Annotated in this window: 12 protein-coding genes; 6 read left to right on the top strand and 6 right to left on the bottom strand. The window is 70.8% G+C overall.

Annotated features, from left to right (window positions below; all coding sequences use genetic code 11):
• Window positions 1–318: 318 nt before the first annotated feature.
• Entirely contained in the window at window positions 319–1,629 is a 1,311-nt protein-coding gene (gene hemA, locus ASF28_RS08350; RefSeq protein WP_370692905.1) for a 5-aminolevulinate synthase, read from the top strand.
• Window positions 1,630–1,686: 57 nt separating this feature from the next.
• Here the strand turns inward: hemA and ASF28_RS08345 are convergent, their stop codons facing one another.
• Complete coding sequence (locus ASF28_RS08345) at window positions 1,687–2,205, bottom strand: TspO/MBR family protein (RefSeq protein ID WP_056090086.1); 519 nt, start codon at window positions 2,203–2,205, stop codon at window positions 1,687–1,689.
• 283 nt (window positions 2,206–2,488) lie between these two features.
• On the opposite strand from ASF28_RS08345, the gene ASF28_RS08340 reads away from it, so the two are divergent.
• A complete protein-coding gene (locus ASF28_RS08340) occupies window positions 2,489–3,667 on the top strand; it encodes a trans-sulfuration enzyme family protein (RefSeq protein WP_056090083.1) in 1,179 nt (392 codons plus the stop codon).
• 73 nt (window positions 3,668–3,740) lie between these two features.
• Window positions 3,741–4,157: a hypothetical protein gene (locus tag ASF28_RS08335; RefSeq protein WP_056090080.1), complete on the top strand. Its 417-nt coding sequence runs from the start codon at window positions 3,741–3,743 to the stop codon at window positions 4,155–4,157.
• Window positions 4,158–4,164: 7 nt separating this feature from the next.
• On the opposite strand, the gene mdoH is transcribed toward ASF28_RS08335, so the two are convergent.
• Window positions 4,165–6,054 carry a glucans biosynthesis glucosyltransferase MdoH gene (mdoH, locus tag ASF28_RS08330; protein ID WP_082476057.1) on the bottom strand — a complete coding sequence of 630 codons (1,890 nt, stop codon included), beginning with the start codon at window positions 6,052–6,054 and terminating at the stop codon, window positions 4,165–4,167.
• 227 nt (window positions 6,055–6,281) lie between these two features.
• On the opposite strand from mdoH, the gene ASF28_RS08325 reads away from it, so the two are divergent.
• Complete coding sequence (locus ASF28_RS08325) at window positions 6,282–7,757, top strand: glucan biosynthesis protein (protein ID WP_056091459.1); 1,476 nt, start codon at window positions 6,282–6,284, stop codon at window positions 7,755–7,757.
• A gap of 13 nt (window positions 7,758–7,770) precedes the next feature.
• Here ASF28_RS08325 and ASF28_RS08320 read toward each other — a convergent pair whose 3' ends face one another.
• Window positions 7,771–8,883, bottom strand: coding sequence for a hypothetical protein (locus ASF28_RS08320; RefSeq protein WP_056090077.1), 1,113 nt, complete (start codon window positions 8,881–8,883; stop codon window positions 7,771–7,773).
• Window positions 8,884–9,017: 134 nt separating this feature from the next.
• On the opposite strand from ASF28_RS08320, the gene ASF28_RS08315 reads away from it, so the two are divergent.
• Window positions 9,018–11,336 (top strand): Tex family protein, encoded by a 2,319-nt coding sequence (locus ASF28_RS08315; protein ID WP_056090074.1) that lies wholly within the window; start codon window positions 9,018–9,020, stop codon window positions 11,334–11,336.
• A 4-nt stretch (window positions 11,337–11,340) separates the two neighbouring features.
• On the opposite strand, the gene ASF28_RS08310 is transcribed toward ASF28_RS08315, so the two are convergent.
• From ASF28_RS08310 to ASF28_RS08300, 3 genes are all read right to left on the bottom strand, one after another.
• Window positions 11,341–11,847 (bottom strand): phosphate-starvation-inducible PsiE family protein, encoded by a 507-nt coding sequence (locus ASF28_RS08310; RefSeq protein ID WP_056090072.1) that lies wholly within the window; start codon window positions 11,845–11,847, stop codon window positions 11,341–11,343.
• A gap of 87 nt (window positions 11,848–11,934) precedes the next feature.
• Window positions 11,935–12,495 (bottom strand): DUF4337 domain-containing protein, encoded by a 561-nt coding sequence (locus ASF28_RS08305; RefSeq protein WP_056090069.1) that lies wholly within the window; start codon window positions 12,493–12,495, stop codon window positions 11,935–11,937.
• Between the two features lie 109 nt (window positions 12,496–12,604).
• Window positions 12,605–13,504, bottom strand: coding sequence for a peptidylprolyl isomerase (locus ASF28_RS08300; protein WP_056090066.1), 900 nt, complete (start codon window positions 13,502–13,504; stop codon window positions 12,605–12,607).
• A 236-nt stretch (window positions 13,505–13,740) separates the two neighbouring features.
• On the opposite strand from ASF28_RS08300, the gene ASF28_RS08295 reads away from it, so the two are divergent.
• Window positions 13,741–14,103, top strand: coding sequence for a hypothetical protein (locus tag ASF28_RS08295; RefSeq protein WP_157085405.1), 363 nt, complete (start codon window positions 13,741–13,743; stop codon window positions 14,101–14,103).
• Window positions 14,104–14,218 lie beyond the last annotated feature (115 nt).

Below are 14,218 nucleotides of genomic sequence, written 5' to 3'. Positions count from 1 at the left end.
CGTCACCACGGCGACGGGCCGGCTGTCCATCCCCACCGTCCACCGGCCCAACCCGCACCGTCAAGCTGCAGACCAGGGCTGCGGTTGTCGACTTGAACCAATTCCAAGTTCGCCTGTATCGTGCCGACCGCGCTGGAGGAGCCAGCCACGACGCGCGGCGTTCGATGTCTCCGGATCGGGGACAGCGACACCTTGCCGAAACCAAACGCGAAGACCCCGTCTGGCATAAGGGTCCGCGCGGAAACGATCCCGCCAGAGGCCGCGATCCCACCGCCGGCCAATCAGCCCAAGCGTGAAGGACGGATGCCCGTGAACCGGATGCCCGCGACGAGCGAGATCACCGAGACCCGCAAGACCCGGAAGACCACCGAGACCCGTCCGGGCCAGGGCCGGGCCGATTACGACGCCCATTTCCGCACGGCCCTCGACCGCCTGCACACCGAGCGCCGCTACCGCGTCTTCGCCGATATCGAGCGCATCGCCGGACGCTTCCCGACGGCGAACTGGCGCAAGCCCGATGGCGGGACGTCCGAGATCACCGTCTGGTGCTCGAACGACTACCTCGGCATGGGCCAGCATCCCGACGTGGTGAACGCCATGACGCAGACGGCGGCGCGCTGCGGCGTGGGCGCCGGCGGCACCCGCAACATCGCCGGCAACAATTCACCCCTGGTGGATCTGGAGCGCGAACTCGCCGATCTGCACGGCAAGGAAGCCGGCCTCGTCTTCACCTCGGGCTACGTCTCGAACCAGGCCGGCATCTCGACCATCGCCAAGCTGCTGCCGAACTGCCTCATCCTCTCGGATGCGTTCAACCACAACTCGATGATCGAGGGCGTGCGTCACTCGGGCTGCGAGAAGCGCATCTTCCGCCACAACGATCTCGCGCATCTCGAAGAGCTTCTGATCGCGGCGGGCGACCGCCCGAAGCTGATCGCCTTCGAGTCCGTCTATTCCATGGACGGCGACGTGTCCGACATCGCGGCCATCTGCGACCTCGCCGACCGTTACGGCGCCATGACCTACCTCGATGAGGTCCACGCCGTCGGCCTCTACGGGCCGCGCGGCGGCGGCATCTCCGAGCGCGACGGCGTGATGCACCGGGTCGACGTCATCGAGGGGACGCTGGCCAAGGGCTACGGCTGCGTCGGCGGCTACATCACCGGCTCCACCGTCCTGTGCGACGCCGTGCGCAGCCACGCGCCGGGCTTCATCTTCACCACCGCCCTGCCGCCGGCCATCGCGGCCGCCGCCCGCGCCTCCGTGCGCTATCTCAAGCGCTCGAACGTCGAGCGCGAGGCGCACCAGCGTCAGGCCAACCGCACCAAGATGGCGCTCGAAGCCGCCGGCCTGCCGGTGCTGCACACCCAGACCCACATCGTGCCCGTGATGGTGGGCGATGCCGAGCTGTGCAAGGCGGCGGCCGACCACCTGCTGGAACACCACGCCATCTACATCCAGCCGATCAACTACCCGACGGTGCCGCGCGGCACCGAGCGCCTGCGCATCACGCCCTCGCCGTTCCACGACGACGCCAAGATCGCCAAGCTGACGGCGGCGCTCATGGAAACCTGGGACACCCTCGACCTGCCCCGCGCCGGCACCGTGTTCGTGGAAGCCGCCGAGTAGGGCTTTCCGCAGCATCGGCCTTTGCCGAAAACCGGATACCACTTTTCGGGCCGATGCTCAGTTCAACCGCCAGAGGGCGAAGTTGAGAATGGTCGCGAAGCCGACCCAGGCGGCATAGGGCACGAGCAAACCGGCGGCGAGGCGGTCGAAGCGCCAGGACAGGCGGATGGTCCAGAGGATCATCACGAACATCGCTGCCGAGACCACCACGCCCGTCCCGATGGCATGGGCGGCGAAGAACGTCGGGGTCCAGGCGGCGTTGAGGGCGAGCTGCACCGCGAAGGCGATGACCGCCAGCCGCCAGCCCTCCCGGGTCGGTCCGGTGCGCGGCATGGCGCCGAGCAGCCGCCAGGCCGAGACGGCGATGAGGCCGTAGAGGATGGTCCACGCCAGGGGGAACGCCCAGTTCGGCGGATTGAAGGACGGCTTGGTCAGGCCCGCGTACCAGCCCTCGATGTTAGGCCCCGTCGAGAGCGACCCGATTACGCTGGTGACGAGCACGGGCAGGATCGCCGCCGCCAGGCGGGGATAGCGGGACAGGGCCGGCCTGTCGGGCACATGCGGGGTGGCGGTCATCCGTCTCGACGTCCTGGTTTCATTGTCGCTGGGCGGCCAAAGTCTCTCGTCGGCCAAGATCTCTGGTCGGCCAAGATCTCTGGTCCGCCGGGAAGGCTGCCGGGGTGCCCGTGCTTCGGAGGCTGGCATCGGAACGCTGTTCGATCAGCCATGGTTTCATGAGGCCAGCCCCCCGGCCCGGACCGTGCGACGGGTCTGGGTCACGGGGCCGGTGTCGTCGCCAGGGCGGCTTCGCGGGGCCCTTTACGGACCTTCCCAGACCTGACGAAAACGGAGGGACCTCATGCCGGACGACACCGCCCCCCGCCCTTTCCGCGCCCGCAGCCTCGCGGCCCAGGCCATGGGGCGGATCGAGCCCGTGACCCGGGCGGTGGTGGCCCCGCTCCACGTCTCCACCACCTTCCTGCGCGATCCCGACAACGGCTATGCCTCGGGCTTCTCCTATGCCCGGCCCGACAACGCCACCGTGCGCGAGGCCGAGGCCGTCATCGCCATGCTGGAGGACGCCCCGGCCGGGGCGCTGCTGTTCGGCTCCGGCATGGCGGCGGCCACGGCGGTTTTCACGGCCCTGGAGCCCGGCGACCACGTACTCGCCCCCACCGTCATGTACTGGGCCCTGAAACGCTGGCTCCGCGACGAGATGCCCCGCCGGCGGATCGCCATCGACTTCGTCGCCATGGACGACCTCGATGCCCTGCGCGCCGCCCTGCGTCCGGGCACGACGAAGCTCGTCTGGATCGAAACGCCGGGCAACCCGCTCTGGACCGTCACCGACATCGCCGCCGCCGCGCGCCTTGCCCACGCGGCCGGGGCGCGGCTCGCGGTGGATTCCACCGCCGCCTCGCCGATTCACACCCGGCCCCTGACCCTGGGGGCCGACATCGTGATGCATTCGGCCACAAAAATCCTCAACGGGCATTCGGACGTGGTCGCGGGCGTCCTCGCCGGGGCCGAGGCGGACGCGTTCTGGGCGCGGCTCGTCACGATCCGCGCCGGGGGCGGCGCCATCCTGGGGCCGTTCGAGGCCTACCTGCTGATGCGGTCCCTGCGCACTCTGCCCCTCCGGGCCGCCGCCCAATCGGCCGCGGCCGCAGACCTCGCCCGGCGCTTCCAGGCGCATCCCGCGGTGCGTGCCGTGCTCTATCCGGGCCTGCCCGACGATCCCGGCCACGCGGTGGCCGCGCGCCAGATGGCGGGCGGCTTCGGCTTCATGCTGTCGATCCGGGTCGCGGCGGGCGAGCAGGCGGCCATCGCCGCCGCCGCCCGGGTACGCCTGTGGAAGCGGGCGACGTCGCTGGGCGGCGTCGAGAGCCTCATCGAGCACCGGGCCTCCGTCGAGGGGCCGGGCTCGCCCTGCCCGCCCGATCTCCTGCGCCTGTCCGTGGGGATCGAGGATGTCGACGATCTGTTCGGGGATCTCGACGACGCCCTGCGCGGGGGAGATGCGCCGGCCGTGCCGTGATTTTCTCAACCCTGCAGGGGGCCAATGGCAGGGCATCGCGTTGTTGGTCAGAGATCACCCTGAAAGACCGGCGATGACGAATACCCAATCCCTGCTGACCGGACTCGCGGCCCTGCTGCTGATGGGAGCCCCCGTCCTGGCGGCGGACGGCCCGCCGAATCTCGACATCGAGCAGACCTGCAAGTCCGCCGCCTCGGCCGGCGTCAACGACAACGCGAGCCAGGACGGTTGCCTGCGTTCGGAACGTTCGGCCCATGACGAGGTCAAGCGCCGCTGGGGCGAGTTCACCCCGGCGGCCAAGCGCCAGTGCGAGAAGCAGTTCGAGGCCGGCGGGTTTCCCTCCTACGTCGAGATGGTGACCTGCCTCGAACTCGCCAGCGGCACGGGCCTGAAGTCGAACGGCAAGCAGGGGGGCGACAGCGTCACCAAGGAGCCGGGTCCGAGCCAGCGCACGGACCCCATCGAGGTGCTCGGCAAGCCGGCGCAGTGAGGCGCGCTCACGACACCGGCGCCTCACTGGCCCGCAGGGCCGCCGTTTCGGCGAGGGCCGGCCGGTCCGGGCGAACTTCGGCGCCGCCCCGGGACTGGGCCAGGGCGACGAGGTCGGGCGCGCGGTCCGTGTCGTCGATGGTGAGGAACAGACCCCGCTCCTGCGCCCGCCGGCCGAGATCGGCCCGGCTGGTCAGGACGCTCTGGGCCGGGCTCGACAGGAGCCCGAGGGCCACGGGCGCCATCCACAGGGCGAGCCACGGGTCGGCCGCATAGGCCAGGATTCCGGCGAGCAGGGCACCGGCCACGAGGGTGTCGACCTGGAGCCGGCAGGCTTCCGCCCAGGGCACCTGGCGGTCGTCGCGGATCTGCGCGTCCCAGCGCACCACGCGCCCGACGAAGGTGGTGGCGACGGCACCCGCTGCGAACAGGGTCATCACCGGCCAGAGCAGCACCCACACCACCTGCTCCAGGGCCGCGCTCTTCAGGAGCGAGGCGGTGCCGCCGAAGTCCGCCCGGCGCTCGGGCGAGGCGAGGACGTGGCCGAGGCTCAGGAGTTTCGGGAGCGCCAGGACGGTCAGCACCACCAACGCCAGGGCATGGGCGGCCGCCCCCGTGCCGGTGAGGCCGTAGCCCAGGAGGCCGAGGTCGCCGGTCGCCGCGGCCTGGACTGTGCCCAGGGCCAGGAACGCCACCCAGAGCGGGCAGGCCATGTAGGAGAGGATGCCGACGGCGAGATGCCAGCGGCTGGCGGGGCGCAGGCCCGGCATGGGGACGACGCGCAGGTGCTGCATGTTGCCCTGGCACCAGCGGCGCTCGCGGCCGAGGAGATCGACGAGGTTCGTCGGCATCTCTTCCCAGGTGCCGCCCATCTCGGGCAGCAGGCGCACCTCCCAGCCGGCCCGGCGGAGCAGCGCCCCCTCGACGATGTCGTGGCACAGGATCTCGCCGCCGAGCGGCGCCTTGCCGGGCAGCACCGGCAGTTCGGCGTTGTTGGCGAAGGCCTCGACCCGCAGAATCGCGTTGTGGCCCCAGTAGCTCCCATCGGGCCCCTGCCACGTCTCAAGGCAGCGGATCGAGAGCGGCGCGTAGAGGCGCACGGCGAATTGCTGGATGCGGGCGAACAGGGTGTCGCGGCCGGTGGCGTAGCTCACGGTCTGGATCAGGCCGACGCGGGGGCTCTCCTCCATCAGCCGGGCGAGGCGGCGCATGGCCGCCCCGGTCATCAGGCTGTCGGCGTCGAGGACGATCATGAAGTCGTATTCAGCGCCGTAGGTGCGGCAGAACTCGGCGATGTTGCCGGCTTTCCGCCCGGCATTGTCCCGGCGGCGGCGGTAGCGCAGGCGCGGCAGGCCCGCACCGTTCTGGGCCGCCCAGGCGGTGATGCGGGAAAACTCGTGCTCCTCCAAAGCCGCGATGGCGCCGTCGCGGGTGTCGGACAGGACGAACAGATCGATGTCGGAGCCGTCGCCGCCCTCGCGCTGGAGCGAGCGGGCCATGACCCTCAGCGCCGCGAACACCGCCACGGCGTCCTCGGCATGGATGGCGACCACGGCGGCCGTCCGGCTCCGGCCGGAGGCCTTCGCCGGCACGGTCAGGGAGCGGATTTCGAGGTCCGACTTCGCCCTGTCGCCGAGGCCGTCCGCGACGAGGCCGTAGACGTACTGCCAGGCGACGAACGACTGCCAGGCCATCACCAGGCAGAACAGGACGAGGACGGCGCCGGCGAACCACCCGGCCGGCGGGCCGTAGGCCATGGTCGCCAGGGTCGCGATGAGGGCGGCCGTCGCCAGGGTCGGCAGCGCCAGCATCAGCCGACGCCCGAGCAGGGATCGCTCCGAATCCGATCCGTTCGGGATTTCGACTACGGGAGCGTCGTGCGACAACCGCTGGGACATGGGACGCGGGACTCTCGTGCGAGGGGAGCCGAGCGATGCCCGATCACGGGGACAGGCACACGATGGGCGATGGCAACGGTGGGGACGGGAACGGGCAGACCGGCCCCGTCTCGCGGCGGCAAGCCCTTCAGACGCTCGGCGCGGCCACGGGCATGCTCCTGCCTAGTATCACCGATATGAATGCCGTCCGAACGCTGGCCGCCCCCCTCCCCGACCGGGCGACGCCCATGACCTTCGCCGATCTCGCCGAGCGGGCGAAGGCGCTCGCGGCGGCGCCCTACCGGCCGCATCCCGACGACCTGCCGCCCGCCCTCAAGGCCCTGACCTACGATGCCTACCGGGCGATCACCTTCCGCCCCGCGGCGAGCCCGCGCCTGGGCGCCCACTTCTCGGCCCAGCTGTTCCATCGCGGCTTCCTGCAGGCGAAACGGGTGGACCTCTACCTGCAACCGGCCGACGGCCCCGCCAGACCCATCGCCTACGGCTCGGATCTGTTCGACCTCGGCCCAACCCTGCAGGGGCAATCCTTCCCGGCCGACCTTGGCTTCGCGGGCTTTCGCCTGCACTACGCCTTCGACGGTTCCCGGCCGGACACGCAGGAAGAATTCCTCGTCTTCCTCGGGGCCTCGTATTTCCGCCTGCGCGGCAAGGGCCAGGAATACGGCCTGTCGGCGCGGGGCGCGGCCATCCGCACGGGCGGACCGGGCGCGGAGGAATTTCCGGACTTCACCGCGTTCTGGATCTGCGAACCGAAGGACGACGCCCGCACCATCGACGTGCTGGCGCTCCTCGAATCGCCGAGCCTGACGGGGGCCTACCGCTTCGTCGTGGCGCCGGGCGATCCCTCCATCATGCGGGTCGAAGCCGCCCTCCACCCCCGAACCGCCATCGACCGCCTCGGGCTGGCGCCCCTCACCAGCATGTTCCTGCACGGGCAGAACGGGCCGGGCGCGCCGGGCGCCGAGCCCTTCGACGATTTCCGGCCCCAGGTCCACGATTCCGACGGCCTCGCCGTGGCGACGCGGGGCGACCGGATGTGGCGGCCCCTGGTGAACGGGCGCCGTGACCCGCAGGTCTCGGCCTTCGCCGTCGATCCCCTCGACGGGTTCGGGCTGCTCCAGCGCGAGCGGAATTTCGGCGCCTATCTCGACGTCCAGGCCCGTCACGAACTCCGGCCGGGCCTGTGGGTGACCCCGGAAGCGGGGTTCGGGGCCGGCGCCGTGCAACTCTTCGAGATCCCGTCGCGCGAGGAGTACATGGACAACATCGTGGCGGCCTTCGTGCCGGCCGCTCCCGTCACGGCGGGAACGGTCCTGTCCCCGCGCTACACCCTGACCACGGTGGGCGCGGAGCCCACGGGCGTCGTACCGGGGACCCTGGCCCGCGTGGTCTCGACCCGCGTCGGCTCGGCCGAGCGCCTGCGCCCGACGACACCACCGAGCCCGGGCCGGCGCCTCTACACGATCGATTTCGAAGGCCCCGGCCTGCCGCGCGACCCGGCCTCCGCCCTCACCGCCGACATCTCGGCGAGCGCCGGTACCCTGGTGGACCCGTTCATCGAGTTCGTGCCCCAGACCGGGGGCTGGCGCCTCTACGTCGAGTGGCGCCCGCCCGCCACCCGGCCGCCCGGCGACGTGGTGCTGCGCGCCCGCCTGCTCGGCGAGGGCCGGGCGATCACGGAGACCTGGGACGCGGCGGCCTGAAGGCCGCCGCGGGTCAGGGGGCTGGGGCGCGCTTGCGCAGGACCGTGTCGCCTCGAAACACGAACTTCTGGGCGCGCTTGCCGGTGTCCACCTCCGTGGTGAAGACGTTGCCCTTCGAATCGATAGCGAGGTTGTGGACCCAGTGGAAATCGCCGGCCATGCGGCCGTTGCGGCCGAAGGCGCCGACCACTTCGCCGGTATCGCGCTTCAAGGTGCGGACCTCGTTGTTGGCGCCGTCGGCGTTAAGGAGGTAGGTCTGCTCGGCGTCGGGCCACAGGGCGAGTTCCCAGACCGAGCCATTGGCGCGGGTGTTCTTCTCGACGAAGAACTCCTTCACGAAGCGACCGTCCTTGTGAAACACTTGCACCCGGTCGTTGGCGCGGTCGCAGATGTAGACGAGGCCGTCGCGGGCGATCTGCACGCAGTGGACGGGATTGCGGAACTGCTGGGCCGGGGCGGCGGCCGGATCGTAGGGCGGCAGGGCCTCGTCCGTCGGTGGCTTGCCGTAGGCGCCCCACATCCGCTTGAACGCGCCGGTCTCGGCGTCGAACACGATGACCCGGTGGTTGTAGTAGCCGTCAGCCACGTAAAGTTCGTTGGTCTCCGGGTCCACCTGCATGGCGGCGGGCCGGCCGAGACGGGTGGTGTCGAGGCTGTTGGTCTGCGGACCCTGTTTGCCGATCTGCAGGACGAACTTGCCCTCCGGCGTGAACTTCAGGATCAGCCCGTCCTGCTCGCCGTTTCCGGCGAGCCAGACGAAGCCCTTGTGATCGATGTGGATGCCGTGCTCGTTCTGCGGCCAGTCGTAGCCCTCCCCCGGGCCGCCCCAGGACCGGATCAGGCTGCCGGCCTGATCGAACACCAGCACCGGCGGGGCCGGCACGCAGCACTTGGTGCGCGGAGGGGTGAGGCTCGCGGCCTTCTCGTCGTCGGTGAGGGTGCGGGGGCGCTGCACCACCCAGATGTGGTCCTCGGCATCCACGGCGACGCCGGAGGCCTGACCCATGATCCAGTTGTTCGGCAGGGTTTTAGGCCAGGCCGGATCGACCTGGAACGTCGGAGGTTCCGCCGCGGCTGCCCCCGTGAGCGCGAGCCACAGCACGGCGAGCCCAAGCCCGAGCTTCATGACGACCTCCCCAAAGCGTTTGTTGTTGGACGAAAGTGTCTGCCGGGATCGCGGCGTTGTCCAGGATAGCGTGGGCGGTTTGACCGCCCGGCGCGGCGCCCTGTAGACACCCCGGCCCCACCGGGAGACGCTGCATGGCCGCCATCAACGCAATCCTCGCCGCCGAACTCGGCGTGGCCGAGTGGCAGGTGAAGGCCGCCGTCGACCTTCTCGACGGGGGCGCCACGGTCCCGTTCGTGGCGCGCTACCGCAAGGAAGTCACCGGCACCCTCGACGACACGCAGCTGCGCACCCTCGAGGAGCGCCTGTCGTATCTCCGCGAGCTGGAGGCGCGGCGCGCGGCGGTGCTGGAGAGCATCGAGGCCCAGGGCAAGCTCGACGGGCCCCTGCGTGCCCGCATCCTCGCCGCCGACACCAAGGCGCGGCTGGAGGACCTCTACCTGCCGTTCAAGCTCAAGCGCCGCACCAAGGCGCAGATCGCCCGCGAGGCCGGACTCGGGCCCCTGGCGGAGGCCGTCCTGGCCCGGCCCGACCAGGCGCCGGAGGCGGCGGCCAAGTCTTATATTGATGCGGGCAAGGGCGTCGCCGATGCGGACGCCGCCCTGGAAGGGGCACGCGCGATCCTCATGGAGCGCTTCAGCGAGGATCCGGAGCTGGTTGGGTCCTTGCGCGAGACCGGCTGGCAGCGCGGCCGCATGGTCGCCACGGTGAAGAAGGGCAAGGCGGCGGCGGGTGAAAAATTCGCCGACTATTTCGAGTTTACCGAGCCCCTGACCCGCCTGCCCTCGCACCGCATCCTCGCCCTGTTCCGGGGTGAGAAGGAGGAGGTGCTCGACCTCGACCTGACCGATGCCGTGGGCGACGCGCCGGCCAAGGGCCAACCCTCCGCGCAGGAACTGCGCATCGCAAAAACCTTCGGCGTGCGCGACGGCGGCCGACCGGGCGACGCGTTCCTCATGGAGACCATGCGCCGGACGTGGCGAACGAAGCTCAAGCCCAGCATCGACACGGATCTGCGCGCCCGCCTCTGGGCCGTGGCCGAGGCCGGTGCGGTCGGGGTGTTCGCCGGCAACCTGCGCGACCTGCTGCTCGCCGCACCGGCCGGCGCCCGCCCGACCCTCGGCCTCGATCCGGGTTTTCGCACGGGCGTGAAGGTCGCCGTGGTCGATGCCACCGGCAAGGTGGTGGCCACGGACACGATCTATCCGCACGAGCCGCGCCGGGACTGGAACGGCGCCCTGATGGCCCTGGCGAAGCTGTGCCGGGCGCACGGGGTCGACCTCGTCGCCATCGGCAACGGCACCGCCTCGCGCGAGACCGACAAGCTCGCCGCCGAACTCATCGCCAAGCAGCCCGAACTCAAGCTCACCAAGGTGATGGTCTCGGAGGCCGGCGCCTCGGTCTACTCGGCCTCGGCCTATGCCAGCGCCGAACTGCCCGACCTCGACGTGTCGATCCGCGGCGCCGTCTCCATCGCCCGGCGCCTGCAGGACCCGCTCGCCGAACTCGTGAAGATCGAGCCGAAGGCCATCGGCGTCGGGCAGTACCAGCACGATCTGGCGGAGGGAAAGCTGTCCCGCTCCCTCGATGCCGTGGTGGAGGATTGCGTGAACGGGGTCGGCGTCGACGTGAACACCGCCTCCGCGCCCCTGCTCGCCCGGGTGTCCGGCCTCACCGAGCGGGTGGCGTCCAACATCGTCGTCCACCGCGATGCCCACGGCCCGTTCCGCAGCCGGGTCGCCCTCAAGAAGGTCGCCGGCCTCGGGCCGAAGGCCTACGAGCTCGCCGCCGGCTTCCTGCGCATCCGCGACGGGGCCGACCCCCTCGACGCGTCCGGCGTCCACCCGGAGGCCTACCCGGTGGTGCGCCGGATTCTCGCCGCCACCGGCCAGCCGATCCAGGCGGTTATCGGCAATGCGGGCACGCTGCGCGGCCTCGACCCGAAGAAATTCACCGACGCGACCTTCGGCCTGCCCACGGTCACCGACATTCTCTTGGAGTTGGAGAAGCCCGGCCGCGATCCGCGCCCGGCCTTCCGCACGGCCACCTTTCAGGACGGCGTGGAAAAGATCACCGACCTCAAGCCCGGCATGCGCCTCGAGGGCGTGGTCACCAACGTCGCCGCCTTCGGCGCCTTCGTGGATATCGGCGTGCACCAGGACGGGCTGGTGCACATCTCGGTGCTGGCCGACCGCTTCGTGAAGGACCCGCGCGACGTGGTCAAACCCGGCGACGTGGTGCAGGTGCGCGTCGTCGAGGTCGATCCGGGCCGCAAGCGCATCGCCCTCTCCATGCGCTCGGACGATGGGGAAGGCGCCCGCCCCGGCCGGCGCGCGGAGTCCCCGGCACCGGCACGGATGCAGTCGGCTCCGCCGCCGAAGGCCGGAGGGGAACCCGGCGGCGCCATGGCCGAAGCTCTGCGTCGGGCGGCAGAATCCAAGCAGCGGCGCTGAGCGCCTATTCCTGCCCCGCCACCTGCTGGTCGTCGCGGGCGCGGTGCAGGAGGAAGATCGACAGCACCATGACGAGGATGAGCCCGGCGAGCACGCCGAGCTCGATCATCGAGGCGCGAAACAGCGCCTCGCGCTCCGGCGTCAGCGGACCGTGCATCACCTCGGACGATTGCAGGGTGATCACCAGCACCCGCCGGATCGAGGCGATGAGCCCGACGATGAGGAACGGCTCGCAGGTGAGCTTGCCCGAGCGCATGGAGACCCGCACCGTGTGCAGGATCTCCACCAGCATCAGCAGAAACAGGAGCCGGTCGACGATCTCGAGGAGCTTGGCCGATCCGCCGAGTTCGCGGATCGCCCCGACGAGGAGGCCGGTGGCGTCGACGAGCGCCAGGATCGCCGTCGCCGCCAGCAGCACCCCGAGCACGGCGTAGACCGCGTGCTCCGTGTGCATGAACAGAAAGCCCGAGGCCCGCGTGAGCCGGCTTTCCCCGTCCGCGTCGTCCGCCATGGCGTATCCACCCCGGCGCCGGGTTCGATCACCGGTCGCAGGACGGATTAGGCAGGCAAAGCGGCGCGCTGTCGAGTGGCCCGGGCGTCAGTGGAAAAACGGCAGCACGTGCGGGGCGTAGAGGCCGAAGCCGAGCATGGCCAACCCGGCGAGGCCGATGAAGGCACCGCCGAAGACCAGGGCCGAGATGCCGGTGATCACCTCGGCCGAGGCCAGCACGATGCCGATTTGGAAGGCCGCCGAGCCGAACTCGTAATGGTGGTAGCGGTGGAGCGCCTTGTCGCGGACCTCCTGGGCGTGCCGGGCCTTCTCGCTGAGTTCCTTGCGCCCCTCGCCGGTGGTGGGCTCGCTGTCCCAGCGGGCCATGGTCTTGGCCCACTCGGCGCGCTTGGCCTTGATCGCTTCCGAATTCGCGGCATCCGGCGGCAGCAGGGCCAGGGTCTCGTCGGCGGTCTTGAGAATCGTGCCGCGGATGGTGCGGGCCTGGAAGTAGGCCCACTGGTTCGACGATTCGACGTTGGCGCTGAGCGCCTCCGTCTGCGCACCCTTGGCCAGGGTCTCTGCGAGCGCCAGGAACAGCGCCAGCACCGAGATCAGCAGCGCCACGCGCTTGTTGGAACTCCCACCGCCACCGTGACCACCCGACATGCTGCCCCCTCGATTCGACGGCCGCAGTCACAGCCGATCCGGGGGGCAAGCGCAACCACAAACAAGCGCCCCCCGTGAATCGGAGGGCGCCGCTTCGGGACCCTCCGCCTCAGGGCTTCTTGGGCTCGGCCTTCGGCTCGGCCGGGGCGGCGGCCGTGCGCTCGACCTTGGCGGCCTCGCGCAGCTTGAGGATGAGATCCTGCTGGGTCTTGCGGGTGATGTACTGCTCGACCTGCTCCTTCATCTCGGCGAAGGTCGGTACCGGCTTCACCCGCTTCTCCTCGACCTTGATCACGTGCCAGCCGAACTGGGTCTTGATCGGGTCCGAGACCTGACCGGCGCTGAGCTTGAACGCCGCCTCGGCGAAGGGGGCGACCATGCGCTCCTTGGTGAACCAGCCGAGATCGCCGCCCTCGGCCTTCGAGCCCGGGTCCTTCGAGGCCTCGCCCGCGACCTTGGCGAAGTCCTCGCCGCCCTTGATCCGCGCGGCGATCTTCTTCGCGTCGTCCTCGTTGTCGACGAGGATGTGGCGGGCATGAACCTCCTCGTCCGGCTTCATCGCCTTCACGGTCTGCTCGTAGAGAGCCTTGGCGGCCTCCGGCGTCACCGCCTTCTTGGCCTCGCGCTCGAGGTATTCATCGAGGAGAAGCTTATCGCGAAAATAGGCGAGCTTGCGCTGGAACTCCGGCGTCTCGGCCACCTTGGCCGCGTCGGCGGCCTGGGCGCCGACCTTGAGGTCGACCATGTAGTCGACCAGGAGGTTCTTCTTCTGAGCGTCGTCCACGCCCGGCAGGGACAGGGCCGGATCGTCCGACGCGATGGCGAGGTCGCCCTGGGTGATCGGGGCGCCGTTCACCTTCGCCACCACCGTCTCGGGCGCCACGACGGCTGCCGTCGGCGCGGGGGCGGCGGGCTGCTGCGCGTGAACGCCGGCCAGGGGCGTGGCCAGGATCAGCGCCAGGGCGCTGGTGCGTGCGCTCGTGCGCAGGAGGGCGGGGGTGATGGGCATCGCGGCGTCCTTCGGGAATGGCACCCCGCCGCATCCCCGACGTCTGAATGGTCGGGATCGGTGCGAGGCGGTGGCGGCCGGAAGGGCCGCGCGTTTCGCGCCGACACAGGTGGCGTGCGGCGGACCCGAAGACAAGCAGGGCGGCCCCCGATCCGTCGCATCCGCACGGTCGCGGCGAGGCGGCGTTAACGGGTCCGGCCGTAGCCTTCGATCGGTTCGTTCCGGGGAGATGTCGCGTGCGTGCAAATCCGGTCACCCTCGGTTTGATCCTCCTCGGAGCGATCCCGGCCCTGGCCGCCTCGGACGCCGAGGCACGCGGGCGCCGCGGCGCGGGGATCGCCTTCGTCCCCACCGCCACCGGCAGCATCCGCTCCGCGCCGGCGGGCCGGGCGGCGCGTGAGGAACCCGCCGCGAGCCTGGCGATGCCGCGCCCGACCCCGCCCGTTGCCGCCCCGGTCGCCGCAGCCCAGATTGCTGCAGCCCAGGTCGCCGCAGCTACGGTCGCGACCGCATCCGGCCGGGACGCCCGCACGGCGCAGGCCTGGTGCGGCAAAGGGCGGATCGTCGGCTCCGGCGCGGGATTCTGCGAGATCAACTGACCGCTCGCGGCGGACGCGCTCGGCGGGGGCCCAACGGCATCGGCGCGAACGCGGCGCCCCTGCGCATTCTTCCCCCTGTTCCTTCTCCGGCGGCTGACCGGCGACACCTCACGGC

It is taken from the genome of Methylobacterium sp. Leaf99 (genome assembly GCF_001422375.1).
Classification (GTDB): Bacteria; Pseudomonadota; Alphaproteobacteria; order Rhizobiales; family Beijerinckiaceae; genus Methylobacterium.
Note: the sequence above shows the minus strand (reverse complement) of the source record. Positions and strands in the feature narration are given on the sequence as shown.

Excerpts from the sequence above, each read along its gene's own strand:
- hemA (WP_370692905.1), top strand. The coding sequence starts at position 319 with ATGCCCGCGACGAGCGAGATCACCGAGACCCGCAAGACCCGGAAGACC.
- ASF28_RS08300 (WP_056090066.1), bottom strand. The coding sequence starts at position 13,504 with ATGCCCATCACCCCCGCCCTCCTGCGCACGAGCGCACGCACCAGCGCC.
- ASF28_RS08320 (WP_056090077.1), bottom strand. The coding sequence starts at position 8,883 with ATGAAGCTCGGGCTTGGGCTCGCCGTGCTGTGGCTCGCGCTCACGGGG.
- ASF28_RS08325 (WP_056091459.1), top strand. The coding sequence starts at position 6,282 with ATGACCTTCGCCGATCTCGCCGAGCGGGCGAAGGCGCTCGCGGCGGCG.
- ASF28_RS08310 (WP_056090072.1), bottom strand. The coding sequence starts at position 11,847 with ATGGCGGACGACGCGGACGGGGAAAGCCGGCTCACGCGGGCCTCGGGC.
- ASF28_RS08340 (WP_056090083.1), top strand. The coding sequence starts at position 2,489 with ATGCCGGACGACACCGCCCCCCGCCCTTTCCGCGCCCGCAGCCTCGCG.
- ASF28_RS08305 (WP_056090069.1), bottom strand. The coding sequence starts at position 12,495 with ATGTCGGGTGGTCACGGTGGCGGTGGGAGTTCCAACAAGCGCGTGGCG.
- ASF28_RS08315 (WP_056090074.1), top strand. The coding sequence starts at position 9,018 with ATGGCCGCCATCAACGCAATCCTCGCCGCCGAACTCGGCGTGGCCGAG.
- ASF28_RS08345 (WP_056090086.1), bottom strand. The coding sequence starts at position 2,205 with ATGACCGCCACCCCGCATGTGCCCGACAGGCCGGCCCTGTCCCGCTAT.
- mdoH (WP_082476057.1), bottom strand. The coding sequence starts at position 6,054 with ATGTCCCAGCGGTTGTCGCACGACGCTCCCGTAGTCGAAATCCCGAAC.
- ASF28_RS08335 (WP_056090080.1), top strand. The coding sequence starts at position 3,741 with ATGACGAATACCCAATCCCTGCTGACCGGACTCGCGGCCCTGCTGCTG.